Annotated in this window: 13 protein-coding genes; 5 read left to right on the top strand and 8 right to left on the bottom strand. The window is 67.1% G+C overall.

The window, feature by feature from the left end:
- Nucleotides 1-142: 142 nt before the first annotated feature.
- From G5A07_RS15695 to gap, 3 genes are all read right to left on the bottom strand, one after another.
- Nucleotides 143-1519: a DUF3999 domain-containing protein gene (locus tag G5A07_RS15695; RefSeq protein ID WP_191863588.1), complete on the bottom strand. Its 1377-nt coding sequence runs from the start codon at nt 1517-1519 to the stop codon at nt 143-145.
- Complete coding sequence (locus G5A07_RS15690; RefSeq protein WP_191863587.1) at nt 1516-4191, bottom strand: DUF2339 domain-containing protein; 2676 nt, start codon at nt 4189-4191, stop codon at nt 1516-1518. The genes G5A07_RS15695 and G5A07_RS15690 overlap by 4 nt, the downstream gene beginning before the upstream one ends.
- 125 nt (nt 4192-4316) lie before the next feature.
- Nucleotides 4317-5321 carry a type I glyceraldehyde-3-phosphate dehydrogenase gene (gap, locus tag G5A07_RS15685; protein ID WP_010484083.1) on the bottom strand — a complete coding sequence of 335 codons (1005 nt, stop codon included), beginning with the start codon at nt 5319-5321 and terminating at the stop codon, nt 4317-4319.
- 193 nt (nt 5322-5514) lie between these two features.
- Between gap and G5A07_RS15680 the strand changes: the two genes are divergently transcribed.
- The 3 genes from G5A07_RS15680 to G5A07_RS15670 all read left to right on the top strand — a co-directional run bounded on the left by G5A07_RS15680 (nt 5515) and on the right by G5A07_RS15670 (nt 8011).
- Entirely contained in the window at nt 5515-6144 is a 630-nt protein-coding gene (locus G5A07_RS15680; protein WP_191863586.1) for an OmpW family outer membrane protein, read from the top strand.
- Nucleotides 6145-6380: 236 nt separating this feature from the next.
- The gene (locus G5A07_RS15675; protein ID WP_043403133.1) at nt 6381-7199 is read left to right on the top strand and encodes a S1/P1 nuclease; all 819 of its coding nucleotides are present in this window, start codon (nt 6381-6383) and stop codon (nt 7197-7199) included.
- A gap of 11 nt (nt 7200-7210) precedes the next feature.
- Complete coding sequence (locus G5A07_RS15670; RefSeq protein ID WP_043403130.1) at nt 7211-8011, top strand: MBL fold metallo-hydrolase; 801 nt, start codon at nt 7211-7213, stop codon at nt 8009-8011.
- Nucleotides 8012-8068: 57 nt separating this feature from the next.
- Here the strand turns inward: G5A07_RS15670 and G5A07_RS15665 are convergent, their stop codons facing one another.
- Genes G5A07_RS15665 through G5A07_RS15655 form a run of 3 tightly spaced genes read right to left on the bottom strand, consistent with a single transcriptional unit; the run spans nt 8069 to nt 10228 of the window.
- Nucleotides 8069-8632: a hypothetical protein gene (locus tag G5A07_RS15665; protein ID WP_010484079.1), complete on the bottom strand. Its 564-nt coding sequence runs from the start codon at nt 8630-8632 to the stop codon at nt 8069-8071.
- Nucleotides 8629-9870, bottom strand: a complete 1242-nt coding sequence (locus G5A07_RS15660; RefSeq protein ID WP_143993922.1) for a TonB family protein — start codon at nt 9868-9870, stop codon at nt 8629-8631. Before G5A07_RS15660 ends, G5A07_RS15665 begins: the two co-directional genes overlap by 4 nt.
- A complete protein-coding gene (locus G5A07_RS15655; protein ID WP_012481135.1) occupies nt 9863-10228 on the bottom strand; it encodes a BlaI/MecI/CopY family transcriptional regulator in 366 nt (121 codons plus the stop codon). Before G5A07_RS15655 ends, G5A07_RS15660 begins: the two co-directional genes overlap by 8 nt.
- Before the next feature lie 118 nt (nt 10229-10346).
- On the opposite strand from G5A07_RS15655, the gene G5A07_RS15650 reads away from it, so the two are divergent.
- Together G5A07_RS15650 and G5A07_RS15645 are read left to right on the top strand one after the other, a co-directional pair.
- Entirely contained in the window at nt 10347-10904 is a 558-nt protein-coding gene (locus G5A07_RS15650) for a flavin reductase family protein (protein WP_191863585.1), read from the top strand.
- Nucleotides 10905-10938: 34 nt separating this feature from the next.
- Complete coding sequence (locus G5A07_RS15645) at nt 10939-12891, top strand: acetyl-CoA hydrolase/transferase C-terminal domain-containing protein (RefSeq protein WP_191863584.1); 1953 nt, start codon at nt 10939-10941, stop codon at nt 12889-12891.
- Nucleotides 12892-12977: 86 nt separating this feature from the next.
- On the opposite strand, the gene G5A07_RS15640 is transcribed toward G5A07_RS15645, so the two are convergent.
- Both G5A07_RS15640 and G5A07_RS15635 read right to left on the bottom strand, forming a co-directional pair.
- Nucleotides 12978-13283, bottom strand: coding sequence for a HigA family addiction module antitoxin (locus G5A07_RS15640; protein WP_010484074.1), 306 nt, complete (start codon nt 13281-13283; stop codon nt 12978-12980).
- Nucleotides 13284-13294: 11 nt separating this feature from the next.
- Entirely contained in the window at nt 13295-13573 is a 279-nt protein-coding gene (locus tag G5A07_RS15635; RefSeq protein ID WP_010484073.1) for a type II toxin-antitoxin system RelE/ParE family toxin, read from the bottom strand.
- Nucleotides 13574-13623: the final 50 nt, after the last annotated feature.

Genomic DNA, 13623 nt, shown 5'->3' with positions numbered 1-13623 from the left:
GCCGGGGGATTGGATGCCGCGGCAACGCCCCCTGGGAGGGGTTCAGGGGGTCTCCCGCGAACCCACCCCGCCCGGCCAAGCACGGCTTTTGCTTTACGCGACCAACCGCCCACCCACGAGGGGCTGCGCCGTTCGCCGGAACCTACGCCGAAGGCGCCGGCTTCTGCCGAAGCAGACTGACCGCCAGGCCGCCCACTACCAGCACACCCAGACCCAGCAACGCCCACAGCAACCAGGACTTCCAATCGTGCTGCGGTTTCAGCGCCGCGTCGCCGGCCAGCGGCTCCGGGCTGCCTTCCAGGCGCGCCAGCGTCGGCTGCCACGACGGGTCGTTGCGCAACCGCAGTTCCTCGATCAGCACGCCAATCGGCGCCTCCGTGCGGCGCGCGGTCGAGCTGCCCACCGCCAACGCGTAGGGCGCCGCGCCCTGGCTCAGGAATACCAGTACTTCGGGCTGGTAACCCAGGCGCAGAGTCGGTGCGGTGGCCGTTTCGGCGGGGTTCGCCACCAGCTTCCAATAGCGATCCCGATGCACCCCGCCCAGCGGCTGCGCGGCCGATTGCTGCCGTTGGCCCTGCGCACCCTGCTGCAGCTGATAGGCAATCCACGGTGCACTGCGGCGCTGCCATTCCGCGCTCTGGTCATCACGGCTGAACAATGTCCACTGCACCAGGCTGTTGTCGGTGCTGGCCACGTCGGCACGTGCCGCCGGGAAGCGGCCATCCATCTCGAAGGTGTATTCGCCCTTGCCCTTCGAGGTCGGTTCCAGCGACAACCATTCCCACGGCAGCGTCGCCGGTGCCGGCGGCAGCTCGGCCAGTACGCTGCGCAGCGTCGGCAGACGCGCATCGCCTTGCGCCAGCACGCGCAGATAGCGCGCTTCACCATCCACCTGCAGGCGGCGCTGCAGCAGGCGCTTGCCGGCGCGCTGCAGATCCACCAGCGGAATGTCGCGGCCAATCGCACGCCAGTGCTGCAGGTCGTCGCTGGCGTCCAGCTGCACCTGAGCCTGCAACGGCTGGCCACTGTCAGCCCAATCCAGCACCAGCGCCGCCAGCGGCTGCTGGCCCAGCACACTGGCGTCGATCAGCCAGCCACCCTGCCCGCTTGCCGCCGCACCCCCACTCACGCGGGCTTCCACGCGACGCACACGGCCATCGGTATCGCGCTCGGTCAGCAACTGCAGGTCGTTGCGCTGTGCTTCGGCCAGTGGCGGCAACGCGAACCACGGCAGCTCACGCTGCACCGGCGGCTGTGCCAGCGGCTGATCCGGCGCCAGCAATGCCGACGGCAACGATTGGCCGGCGGCATTGAACACCTGCACGTCACCCAGGTCTGCGCTACCGGAGCGACGGTAGATCGCCGGTTCCAGCACGACACGGTAGGCACCCGATTGTGCGCTGGACAACGTCAGCGGCCACTGTTCGGCGTACTGGGTACGGTAATCGGCAGCCTGTGCGGTGATGGCGGCCAGCATGCCGAACATCGCCGGCAGCAGCGCCCTGCTCCACGTCTTCATTTTTTTTCCTCCACGGTCGGCGCCGCGCTGGGCGGTGCCGGTGCCAGATAACCCACGACCGTGCACAGCAGGCCGTAGGCGATGAACGATGCGATGCCCAGCAGGTTGCCCAGGTGCTGGCGATCGACAAGCACCAGCTTGGCCAACACCACGCCCATCAGCACCGCTCCCACCATCCACAACACGCGCTGGCCACGGCGCGAACCCCAGACCCAGGCGATCACGCCGAGCACGCTCCACAGCACGGTCAGGCTGGTCTGCGCCAGGCTGGAACGCAACATCGACGAACTCCACGATAGGCCGCCCCACTGATGCACGCCATGCAGCACCAGGCTGGTCAGCGCGACGAAGATGGCCAATGCCAACAGCGGCAGCCGGATCTTCACCAGTGCCTGCGGCGCCTGTCCGCTGTACAGCCACCGCGCCAGCAGCGCCAGGCTCAACCACTGCCCCAGCTCGGCCGGGTTCAACACCGGCAGCCACGGCAGCGGCGCTGCGTCACCCGGCAGCAACTGGCCGAACAGCCAGCCTGCGGACAGCAGGACGAACAGCACGCACTGCAACGGTAGGCGCACGCTGTCGAAGGCAGCCCCCAGGGGCCACCGCAGTGCGTCCCAGCGCCACAACGACAGCGCCGCCATCAGCAGCCACGGCAGCGTGAACAACAGCAGCGTCCAGCCCTGTGCCAGCCCGGCCTCGCCACCGCCCCACAGGGCCAGCAACGAAAGCAGCGACGGCCACAGCAGCCACCACAGGAACTGCGCGATACGTGCCACGGTGTTGCCGCCCTGGCGCAGGCACAGCAACGTACGGACGCCCAGCGCCGCGAACACCGCCCAGGCCAGCGCGCCATAGCCGGCGAACGGCTGCTGGTGCGCATCGCTCTGCATCAGCGCCAGCGGGAAGCCCAGGGCCAGCATCGCCAGCGCGGTGACGCCCAGCGCGCGTGCCGGCTGGCGGCGCTGCATTTCAGCCGCCAGCCAGGCCGTGGCTGCGACCAGCACAAGCAGCGCGTCGGCCTGGGTACGGTGCGGGAAGAAGCGGAAGATCTCGTGCACCAGCCCCCCCAGCCACCACAGCAGGCCCCACAGGTAGTAAACCAGTGCGATCTCATGGCGCACCCTGCGCTGGTAGCTCCACGCCGAGGCGAACCCGGCCAGGGCCAGCAGCAACGCACCGATGGCGGTCGGGTTGAGCAGGAAGCGGGCGTCGTCGAGCCAGTGGTCGGCGCCGGCCACAAAGGCGAACGCAGCACCGATCTGCAGCAACGCGCCGGACACCTGCGGCAGCCAGCGCTTCTGGCGCAGGCCCAGCCAGGCCAGGCCCGCACCTTCCAGTGCGAACACCGCGCCGGTGGCACGCGCAGACAATGCCAGCGGCACCGCCAGCGTGGCGAAGCCCACCGCCAGCACCGCATGCGACTGCGCCAGCACGGTGTAAGACGCGCGCGCGATCAGTGCCCGCGCCAGTACGGCGTAGATCGCCGCCAGGCCCAGCGCGCACAGCGCCAGCGTCATCGGCTGCTCGTGCAGCATGCCCGCCTGCATCGAGAAGGCAACCAGGGGCGTGCCGAACACCAGGCTGCCGTCGACCAGGTCACGTCGCCCGGCGGGCTGCCGGCGCGCGTACAGCAGCGGGATCAACAGGTAGAAGGCGAAGAACAGCAGCAGGAACGGCTCGGTGCTGCTGAACTTGTCCGGCGCGTACTGCAACACGCCCCAGAACGTACCGATGCCGAAGGTAAAAGCGAAGCCAAGCAGGTTCAGCGCACGCCACGGACGGAACCAGGCGATGGCGAAGATGCCAGCGTTGAGGACCGCGTAGTAGCTGAACAGCCCCACGTGGTTGCCACTGCCGGTGGACAGCCACAGCGGTGCCATGAAGCCGGCGAGGATGCCCAGCACCGCCAACGTGCGCGAGTTCTGCACCACCGCCAGCACGCACAGGCCGGCCACCAGCGCGACCGAACTGGCGAAGGCAAACCCGGGGTTGAGCAGCTCGAACCGTTTGAAGGCGGCGAAGATGGTCAGCAGCAGCACGCCGATGGCACCGCCCTGCAGCGCCAGCGCGAACAGGCGCCGGCGCTCGCGCTGATGCCAGCCGAACGCCAACAGGCCCAGCGCACCCACCGTGACGCCGGCCAGGCGCAGCTCGATCGGCAACACCAGCCAGCCTTGGTCGCTGACGTACTTCAACAGCGCAGCAACACCGGCCAGCAGTACCAGCATGCCGATCTTGACCGGCACGTTGCCCTCGGTGAACCAGCGCTTGACCGCGCCGATGCCGCGCTCGATGAAGTTGGGCAGTGCCGGTTCGGGGGGCAACGGCGGCTGCACCGGCGCGAGTGGCACCGGCGGTGGTGCGACCGGGCGCGGCGCCTCCACTGCCGCAGACACCGCTTCGCGCACCGGCGGTGGCGTTGGCTGGGGCGGAGGCGGTGCGGCAGCCGCCACCTGCCGCAGGAACGGCGGATCGGCGCCGGCCACAGGCAGGGGCGCAGACCGTTCCGGCGCAGGCTCGGCTGCAACCGGCCGGGCGGCCGGCGCGGCAGCCATGGCGGCTTCCAGCGCGGCCACACGGCGGCGCAGGCCAGCAATCATCACCAGCGCCACCACCAGCAGCAGCGGGATGGCCAGCAGAACCAGTACCACCAGGGCTATCAATGCTTCCATTGCATGCTTCCATTGCAATCCCGCGCCCCAGCGGCAGCGGTCGACCGGGCCATGCTACGACAGGGCCGGCCCCATAAACGACGAACCCCGGCCAGGCCGGGGTCCGCGTGCGATCTTCGCCGGCCTTACTTGGCGGCGACGACCTTGGCCATTTCCAGGCACTTGTTCGAGTAGCCCCACTCGTTGTCGTACCAGGTGACCAGCTTGACGAAGGTGCCGTCCAGGGCGATGCCGGCCTCGGCGTCGAACACCGAGGTGCAGGTCTCGCCGCGGAAATCGGTGGCCACCACCTTGTCTTCGGTGTAGCCGAGGATGCCCTTCAGCGGGCCTTCGCTCTGTGCCTTCACTTCGGCGCAGATCTCGGCGTAGGTGGCTTCCTTTTCCAGCTCGACGGTCAGGTCGACCACCGACACGTCCGAGGTCGGGACACGGAAGCTCATGCCGGTCAGCTTCTTGTTCAGTTCCGGAATGACCACGCCGACAGCCTTGGCCGCACCGGTGGACGACGGAATGATGTTTTCCAGGATGCCACGGCCACCGCGCCAGTCCTTGTTGGACGGGCCATCGACGGTCTTCTGGGTGGCAGTAGCCGCATGCACGGTGGTCATCAGGCCACGCTTGATGCCCCACTTGTCATTGATGACCTTGGCCAGCGGGGCCAGGCAGTTGGTGGTGCACGAAGCATTGGAGACGATCGCCTGGCCGGCGTAGGTCTTGTCGTTCACGCCGTAGACGAACATCGGCGTATCGTCCTTCGACGGGGCCGACATGATGACCTTCCTGGCGCCGGCATCGATGTGCTTCTGCGCGGTTTCCTTGGTCAGGAACAGGCCGGTGGACTCGATCACCACGTCCACGTCCACTTCGTTCCACTTCAGGTTGGCCGGGTCGCGTTCCTGGGTCAGGCGGATCTTCTTGCCGTTGACCAGCAGGTCGTTGCCCTGCACCGCCACGTCGGCCTTGAAACGACCGTGCACGGAGTCGTACTTGAGCATGTACGCCAGATAGTCCGGCTCCAGCAGATCGTTGATGGCCACGATTTCGATGTCGTCGCCGAAGTTCAGCACCGCCGAGCGCAGGACGTTACGCCCGATGCGACCGAAACCGTTGATACCAACCTTGATTGCCATGTTCTCAAGCTCCTGCGGCCGCGACGGGTGCGGCGGGATGGATAGGGCCCACAAGTCTAGCAAACCGGGGCTGGCCACCGCGGGCCAGCCCCGGCGGGCAGCGGGCCGGCAGACAGGATTTGATCCGGATCAAAGCGTTAGCGCGATGTGAGGCCGAAACTGGCCACATCCACCCAGCAACGAGATCACCCCCATGCGCAAGACCTCCCCCCTGATCGTGGCCAGCCTGGCCGCCGCCCTGTCGCTCGCCGCCGCCCCGGCCATGGCCCAGTCCAAGGGCGACTGGACCCTTTCCGCCGGCGTGCACCAGGTGGCCCCGAAGTCGAACAACGGCTGGCTGGCCGGCCACACCCTGAAGGTCGACGTCGACAACGACGTCAAGCCGACCATCACCGGTGAGTACTTCATCGCCGACAACCTGGGCATCGAAGTGCTGGCCGCGCTGCCGTTCAAGCACGACATCAACATCAATGGCCTGGGCCGCGTGGGCAGCACCAAGCAGCTGCCGCCGGTGGTGACCGTTCAGTACCACTTCAACAGCAAGGGCAAGGTGTCGCCGTTCATCGGTGCCGGCGTGAACTACACGACCTTCTTCAGCGAAGACACCACCGGTGCGCTGAAGGACAGCCGCCTGAAGCTGCAGGATTCGTGGGGCCTGGCCGCGCATGCGGGCGTGGACTTCGCGATCGGCGAGAAGGGCGCGCTGCGCGTGGACATGCGCTGGATCGACATCGACAGCAAGGTGAAGTTGAACGGCGAGAAGATCGGCACGGTCAACATCGATCCGCTGGTCTATGGCGCTTCGTACGTCTTCAAGTTCTAAAGCGGTGTGTTGAGCGCGGGGGCTTCGCCCCCGCGCCCCCGCCGCACGCAAAACCCTCGCAGCATGTTGCCCCGGTGATTGCCGGGGCTTTTTTGTGCGTGGGACTGAAGCGGTTCCGGAGCTGGGGCAAGGCGGGGAGCGGAGCCGGGACACGCCGTAAACCCATTCCTCTGCGCTCCCACTTCGGAACAGGAACGCGCCGCTCTTCAATCCACCTACCCCGCTAGAATGTGCGCATGAAAGCCCTGCACTCCCTGTTCCTCGCCGCCGCCCTGGCGCCGGCCCTGCTGTCCGTCTCCGCCCCCGCACAGGCCTGGGGCGCGCAAGGCCACCGCCTTGTCGCCGAAGTCGCCGACGCCCGCCTCAACCCCACCGCCCGCGCCGAAGTGGACCGCCTGCTGGCCACCGAACCGGACGCCACGCTGGCCAGCATCGCGCCGTGGGCCGACCAGCTGCGCGCCAAGGACCCGGGCCTGGGCCGCCGCTCGGCCGGCTGGCACTACGTCAACATCGCCGAAGACAACTGCCACTACGAAGCACCGAAGCACTGCAAAAACGGCAACTGCATCGTCGAGGCCCTGAAGGCACAGAGCGCCATCCTCGGCGATCGCAGCCTGACCGACGGCGAGCGCCTGCAGGCGCTGAAGTTCGTGGTGCATCTGGTCGGCGACATCCACCAGCCGATGCACGCCGGTTACGCCCACGACAAGGGCGGCAACGATTTCCAGCTGCAGTTCGGCAACCGCGGTACCAACCTGCACTCGCTGTGGGACAGCGGCATGCTCAATACCCGCAAGCTGGACGATGCGGGCTATCTGCCGCTGCTGCAGAGCCAGCGCGCGCCGAAGCTGGCGCGCCAGTCCAACCCGCAGCGCGACCCGCAGACGTGGGCCGAGGCCAGCTGCCGCATCTCCATGCAAGCTGGCGTTTATCCGGCCACGCGTAAAATCGGTGACGAATACACCGAACGCTACCGGCCGCTGGCCGAAGCGCAGCTGCGACTGGCCGGTGAGAACCTGGCGCAGTTGCTGAACCGCGTGCTCGGCACGCGCTGAGGAGAGTTCCGATGTCGGTCCAGGTGCAGTCGTTCTTCCACCGTGACAGCAACACCTTCAGCTACTTGGTCAGCGACCCGGCCAGCGGCGAGGCGGCGCTGATCGACCCGGTCCTGGACTACGACCCGGATACCGATGCCAGCAGTGAAGCGCCGTTGCAGGCCGCGTTGCAGGCCATCGAACAACAGGGCCTGCAGCTGCGCTGGCTGCTGGAAACCCATGCCCACGCCGACCATGTGTCGGCCGGGCGCCGGCTCAAGCAGCGCTTCCCGCAGGCCACGCTGGCCATCGGTGAAGGCATCCGCGCGGTGCAGGCCACGTTCGCACCGCGCTATGGCCTGCAGCTTCCCGCGGCCGATGAGATCTTCGACCACCTGTTCAGCGATGGCGAGACCTTCGCTTTGGGTGAACTGCGCTGCCAGGTGATCGCCGTGCCCGGCCACACCAGCGACAGCATCGCCTATCTGATCGACGATGCGCTGTTCACCGGCGACTCGCTGTTCATGCCCGACGGCGGCACTGCCCGCTGCGACTTCCCGGGCGGCGATGCCGCGCAGTTGTACCGCTCGATCCAGCGCCTGCTGGCCCTGCCCGATGCGACGCGCGTGTTTGTCTGCCACGACTACGGCCCCGGTGGCCGCGGGTTCGCCAACGAAACCACCATCGGCCAACAGCGCGCGCACAACATCCACGTGCACGACGGCGTAGCCGAGGCAGAGTTCGTCAGCGTGCGCCAGGCCCGCGATGCGACGCTGGAAGAACCGAAGCTGATGCAGCCCGCAGTGAAGGCCAACATCCAGGGCGGGGCCTGATCCACGCCGCTGCGCCCGCCGGGCATGGCCCGGCGCTACCCCGGTCATCGCGAGCGATCATTTTCCCTGCGTGCGCACCACGTGCTGGCCCTTCACGATCTCGAAGGTAAAGGCATATTGCAGGGTGACGGCCACCGGTTCGACACGCTCGGCGCCGCGGCAGTCACCGCGATTGGCAGGCACCTTGCCGGCCGCGAAGTGGCATACCGCTGCGGACGAGTACTTCCACATCGCCACGGCTTCCTGCGCAGCCTGCAGCAGGGGCGCATTCTCGCCCGCAGCACCTGCCGCGCACTCCGGGCGATCGGTCAATGGCAGGCTGCGCTCGACGTCGCCGTTGGCATCAACCACCACCTGCAGGCAGATGGTGGTCGGCGCCAGTTCCGCACGCGGGTCGCGATCACCGACCTCCGGGTCCGGTGCCGCGTACAGTTGCGGCATCCGGTAGCCCTCGGTCGCACCCAGCGAATACACCTGCAGCTGCCCACTGCCGCCGCCCGCCTGCGGCTGCAGGCGCTGGTGACCGACATTCTCGCTGCGGGTATCGACGGTGGTCAGGCGATCCTGGGTTGCACACCCCACCAGCAGCGCCGCCATCATCAACAGCGGCGCGGACTTCACTTCGCGTCCTCGGTGTCATCCATGGCGTAGGTGATCGGAATGCGTACGGCACCGGCCACCGGCTTGCCGTTCTTCACCGCGGGACGATAGGTCCAGCTGCGCGCGGCGGCGACGGAGACGGCGTCGAACACCCCCGGATTGGTCGCACTGAGTACCCGCACATCGGTCGGATGGCCCTGTGCGTCCACTTCGATGCGCAGATTGACCACGCCTACCTGGCGTTGCTCGAAGGCGGACTTCGGATAGGACGGCGGCGGCATCTTGTCCACCTGGATCGGCCGGTCCAACCCCGCCTTGGCCGCATCGTCCTGCGCATGTTCGAACGGCTCGACACCGATCCGGGTGCCACCGGCCGCACCGCTTTGGCTGGCCCATGCCACCGCCCCCATGCCCACACACAACCCGACCACCAGCACCTGCCCGGACACCCACGGCAATGCCTTCCGCTTGGACTGCTTCAACATGGCGATACGCTCCTTCAACACGGGTTGGCTGCGCCAATGGCAGACCGCGGGCGCAACCGGGTGGACCAGCTGCGCCTTCAGCAGCGTGCTGGCATAGAGGCCGCGCAGCGCAGGCTGCGGACCGATGGTGCGGGCATCGCAGGCCAATTCCTGATCGCGCAGGAAGCGGCGTGCCGCCCATGGCAGCAGCGGGTGGAACCAGAACACCGCGCGCGCCAGCAGCAGAGCGCCGTTGGCCCAGTGATCGCCATGGCGGCGATGGCTGCGCTCGTGCTGCAGGATCAGCCCCTGTTCCTGTGCGCTGAACTGCTGGTCGAATGCCGGACCGACCACGATGCGCGGCCGCCACAGGCCAACCAGGGCCGGCAGGCCGGGGTCGCCGCTGGCCTGCCAGCTGCCATCGGCGCGCGGCTTCAGTGGGCCCATCCGCCGTTCGAAACGACGCTGTGCGCGCAGGTCGCGCAGCAGGCACAGGCCCGTGCCCAATGCCCACAGCACCAGCAACAGCCCGGCCCATGGCAACGACGGCCCGTTCAGGGCATCGATGGCACCGGGCATCACTTTCAGCGGCAGCGTGGGCACCTGCTGCAACAACGCAACCTGCGGCAATGGCAGCATCAGTGCCACCAGCAGCATCGGCAGCAGCCACCAACTGCGGTAGGCCAGCCCCGCGCCGCCCATCCGCACCAGCAGCGGTCGCATTACTGCCAGCAGGACCGCGCCCACCGCCAGCCACAGGCTGGCCTGCCACAATCCGTCGAGCAGCTCAGTCATGGTCCAGCTCCTGGATCAGCTTCTTCAGTTCGGCGATGTCCTGCGCGCTCAACTGGCCGCGCTCGCTGAAGTGCGCGACCAGCGGCGCCACGCGCCCCTCGAAAACACGCCCGATGAAGTCCTGGCTCTGCGCCTCCACCCATGCCTGGCGCTGCAGCAGCGGCCGGTACAGGTAGCGCCGTCCATCACGTTCGGCGGCGATCGCGCCCTTGGTCAGCAGGCGGTTGAGCAGGGTCTTGATGGTCGGCTCGGCCCAGTCGCGGTGGGCCAGCGCGGCGACCACTTCGTCGGCGCTACGCGGTGCCTGCTGCCACAGCACCTCCATCACAACGGCTTCGGCTTCGCTGATCGGGGTCATGGTTTACATCCGTAATCGACAGCCCGATTACGCGCGTAATCGAATCATCTGTCAAGCCCCTCGACTCCGGGTTCATCCCGGCTGCGCCAGCATCGATTCCTCCCGCCCCAGGCCCCGGATGAAAGCGCTGTCCAAGAAGGATTTCCCGGTCCAGCAGGCGCGCCGCTTCCTCGAACCCGGCCCGATCGTGCTGGTCAGTACCGCGTGGCAGGGCCAGCGCAACCTGATGACGATGGGCTGGCACATGGTGATGGGCTTTTCGCCGTCGTTGGTCGCCACCTACCTGTGGAATGAAAACCACAGCCATGCACTGGCCGTCAGTAGTGGCGAGTGCGTGATCAACGTACCCGGCGTGGAGCTGCTCGATACCGTGGTCGACATCGGCAACTGCAGCGGCCGCGAGGTAGACAAGTTTGCGCGTTTCGGGCTGGATGCAGTACCTGCGCGCGAGGTTGGCGCGCCGCTGGTCGGGCAATGCCATTCGTGCTTCGAATGCCGTCTTTACGACGACAGCCAGGTGCAATCGAGCAACCTGTTCATCTGGGAAATCGTGCACGCACACGTCGCGCCACGGCCGAAGCTGCCGCGCACGGTGCATTACCGAGGCGATGGGCAGTTCATGGTGTCCGGCGCGGAAGTCTCGCGTCGACGGCGGTTCAAGCCCGACATGCTGTAATGCCAGCACTCCCCCACACGCAGGACCGCCCCGCATGACCGAACACGTCACCGACCTGGACGCCGCCGTCGACTGGTTGTTTGCGCGCGTGGACGGGCCGTTGCGGATCGGAGCACCGCTGGCGCTGGGCAAGCCGCACCGGCTGCTCAATGCCCTCTACGCACGCGTCGAGCACGACCCTTCGCGGCCGCTGCAGCTGTATACCGCGCTGTCGCTGAACCCGCCGAAGGCCCGCGGAAACGGCCTGGAAGCGCGCTTCATGGCACCGTTCGCGCAGCGCCATTTCGGCGACGATTTCCCGCGCCTGGCCTATGCCGATGCGATCGCGCGCGACGCGTTGCCGGCACATGTGCAGGTGGAAGAGTTCTACATGCAGTCCGGCGCCCTGCTCGGTTCGCGGCAGGCGCAGTCCAGCTACACCAGCCTGAACTACACCCACGCCGCCGATGCGGTCGCCCAGCGCGCGCCGCAGGTGATCGTGCAGAAGGTGGCGATGCGGCCGGATGACCGCCGGCTGTCGTTGTCGTGCAACAACGACATCACCCAGGACACCCTGGATGCGATGACCGCGCGCGGCCTGCCGCGCCCATTGATGATCGCCGAGATCGATCCGCAGCTGCCCTATCTGGGCGGCTCGGCGACGGTCGATGTGTCGTTCTTCGATCTGGTGATCACTCCGCCACCGCCGTACCCGGCGCTGTTCGGGCTGCCGCGGCAGCCGGTCGGCGATGCCGACTACGCCATCGGCCTGTACGCCAGCACGCTGGTGCGCGACGGCGGCACCCTGCAGATCGGTATCGGCACGCTGGCCGATGCACTCAGCCACGCACTGGTGCTGCGCCATACCGACAACGCCCGCTACCGCCGCGTGCTGCACGCGCTGGATCCGCAGCTGGCCAGCCACCCGCTGGTGCAGGAGATCGGCGGGCTCGATCCGTTCGAAGTGGGCCTGTACGGCTGCAGCGAGATGCTCAACGAGGGCTTCCGGCGGCTGGTGCAGACCGGGGTGATCAAGCGCAAGGTGCATGACGACCTGGCGCTGATGCAGCGCATCGAAAATGGCAGCACGCTGTCCATCGACCACGCCACCTTGGCCGCCGAGGGCGAGTACCTGCACGGCGCGTTCTACCTGGGCTCGCCGGAGTTCTACGAGTGGTTGCGCACGCTGCCGGAAGATGAGTGTCGTGCGATCGGCATGCGCCGCATCAGCGAGATCAACCAGCTGTACGGTGGCAACGAAACGCTGGAACGCCTGCAGCGCCGGCACGCGCGCTTCTTCAATTCCTGCATGATGGCCACCGCGCTGGGTGCAGCGGTGTCGGACGCGCTGGACGATGGCCGCGTGGTGTCCGGCGTGGGTGGCCAGTACAACTTCGTGGCGATGGCACATGCCCTACCGGAAGCGCGCAGCGTGCTGATGTTCCGTGCCGCGCGCGATGACAAGGGCCGGCGCGAGTCCAACGTGCGCTGGAACTACGGGCACACCACCATCCCGCGCCACCTGCGCGATATCTACCTGAACGAGTACGGCATCGCCGACCTGCGAGGTCTGACCGACGAGGACTGCGTGCATGCGATGACCGCGATCACCGAAGCCCCGTTCCAGGGCGATCTGCTGCAGCAGGCACATGCCGCGCGCAAGCTGCTGGCGACCGCGCAACCGCACCCGGCGCGCCTGCAGCGCAATACGCCGCAGGCATTGGCGGCAGCGCTGGCACCATTCCGCGCCGATGGCAGCCTGCCGGACTATCCGCTGGGCAGCGACTTCAACGAGATCGAGCAGGTGCTGGTGAAAGCGCTGGGTTGGTTGAAGGCCAACACGCAGACCCGTGGCGACAAGCTGCGTACCGTCTGGGCAGCGTTGCGGCAACCGGCCGGCGACGGCGATGCGGTGTACCTGCAGCGCATGGGTCTGCAGGCTCCGACGGATTTCGCAGAGCGCCTGGACGCGCGACTGCTGCGCCTGGCGCTGGCACGCACTGCCTGAGAAAGGGGGACGGAGGGGATCAAGTCGTTCATGCACAGACGACTTGATCCCCTCCGTCCCCTTCTTTATTCATGCATGGCGCGGATCTACTGTCCGATCCTCACTGCATCCTCAAGATACAGGCGGGCAATGGGCGGATGCTCTCGATGCTCGACCTGCCACAGGTCATAGGCCGCCTGCATCGCCAGCCACATACGAGCACTGCCGAGGCCCGCAAGTTCAAGACGGTACGCGAGTTCAGCAGAGATGCCGGCGTGCCCGTTGATGATGGTCGACAGCTGTCCACGGGAATAACCAAGGTGCTGCGCCAGCGCACTGATGGACATGCTGATCGCCGGCAGGATGTCTTCGCGCAGCGATTCTCCTGGATGCGGCGGATCATGCAACGGCATCGAGCAGACTCCTAGTGGTAATCAAGGTAATCGACCAGTTCGACGTCGAGCCCACGAAAGCGGAACACCAATCGCCAACTCGCCGAGACATTCACAGCCCAGTAGCCGCTATAGCTTCCGTGCAGGGGATGCAGGCGATTTCCGGGCAGCCCCATGTCTCCAGGCAGCCGGGCTTGATCCAACTGCAGAAGCAAACGCCGCAACCGAGCCACATGATCGGCACGGACTCCGGAAATGTCGCCCCGCTCATAGAGCGCCTTCAGGCCCTTATGCCTGAAGCTGACGATCATGCAGCACCAGTGTAAGGCCACACCTTACACTCCGCAAATCCAGTATAGGT

Origin of the sequence: Stenotrophomonas sp. AS012628 (assembly GCF_010608305.1) — a bacterium.
Lineage (GTDB): Bacteria > Pseudomonadota > Gammaproteobacteria > Xanthomonadales > Xanthomonadaceae > Stenotrophomonas > Stenotrophomonas geniculata.
Note: the sequence above shows the minus strand (reverse complement) of the source record. Positions and strands in the feature narration are given on the sequence as shown.

Coding starts and splice junctions, on each gene's coding strand:
- G5A07_RS15680 (WP_191863586.1), top strand. CDS start 5,515: ATGCGCAAGACCTCCCCCCTGATCGTGGCCAGCCTGGCCGCCGCCCTG.
- G5A07_RS15640 (WP_010484074.1), bottom strand. CDS start 13,283: ATGCCGTTGCATGATCCGCCGCATCCAGGAGAATCGCTGCGCGAAGAC.
- G5A07_RS15650 (WP_191863585.1), top strand. CDS start 10,347: ATGAAAGCGCTGTCCAAGAAGGATTTCCCGGTCCAGCAGGCGCGCCGC.
- G5A07_RS15695 (WP_191863588.1), bottom strand. CDS start 1,519: ATGAAGACGTGGAGCAGGGCGCTGCTGCCGGCGATGTTCGGCATGCTG.
- G5A07_RS15675 (WP_043403133.1), top strand. CDS start 6,381: ATGAAAGCCCTGCACTCCCTGTTCCTCGCCGCCGCCCTGGCGCCGGCC.
- G5A07_RS15670 (WP_043403130.1), top strand. CDS start 7,211: ATGTCGGTCCAGGTGCAGTCGTTCTTCCACCGTGACAGCAACACCTTC.
- G5A07_RS15645 (WP_191863584.1), top strand. CDS start 10,939: ATGACCGAACACGTCACCGACCTGGACGCCGCCGTCGACTGGTTGTTT.
- G5A07_RS15660 (WP_143993922.1), bottom strand. CDS start 9,870: ATGACTGAGCTGCTCGACGGATTGTGGCAGGCCAGCCTGTGGCTGGCG.
- gap (WP_010484083.1), bottom strand. CDS start 5,321: ATGGCAATCAAGGTTGGTATCAACGGTTTCGGTCGCATCGGGCGTAAC.
- G5A07_RS15690 (WP_191863587.1), bottom strand. CDS start 4,191: ATGGAAGCATTGATAGCCCTGGTGGTACTGGTTCTGCTGGCCATCCCG.
- G5A07_RS15635 (WP_010484073.1), bottom strand. CDS start 13,573: ATGATCGTCAGCTTCAGGCATAAGGGCCTGAAGGCGCTCTATGAGCGG.
- G5A07_RS15655 (WP_012481135.1), bottom strand. CDS start 10,228: ATGACCCCGATCAGCGAAGCCGAAGCCGTTGTGATGGAGGTGCTGTGG.